The sequence below is a fragment of the Pedobacter sp. ASV12 genome, assembly GCF_016429155.1.
GTDB lineage: Bacteria > Bacteroidota > Bacteroidia > Sphingobacteriales > Sphingobacteriaceae > Pedobacter.
This window is the reverse complement of the sequence record NZ_JAELUC010000398.1, coordinates 1-255: the sequence shown is the minus strand read 5'-3', so window position 1 is coordinate 255 and position 255 is coordinate 1. Positions and strand designations below refer to the sequence as shown.

Here is a 255-nt window from a genome sequence, read left to right as displayed (position 1 = left end):
CACAGCCAGCAGCATTCCTCCCGTGCTCGGGATGTTCGTCTTCGTTCCGGTAGGCAGTCCCCTGGTGCGTCCGCCGCCGGCCTGCGTACCCGTAGGGGCGCCGAAGCTGTTGCCCAGGAAGCCGTAGCCGTCATAATAGCTGATGGTGAGGCAGCTCGTGATATCCGCGCTCGGTGAGGCAACGTTCGTGTAGCCAGTTCCGCTGGCGCTTGCATTGGCATCGTCGCGCGTTTCCCAAAATACGGTCTGCCCGTC

The 255-nt window shown here is 63.1% G+C and carries 1 protein-coding gene; it reads right to left on the bottom strand.

Annotation, left to right across the window (positions count from 1 at the left end):
- The coding region (locus JHD69_RS21270; protein WP_233166166.1) for a hypothetical protein at positions 1-255 on the bottom strand (255 nt) is incomplete at both ends.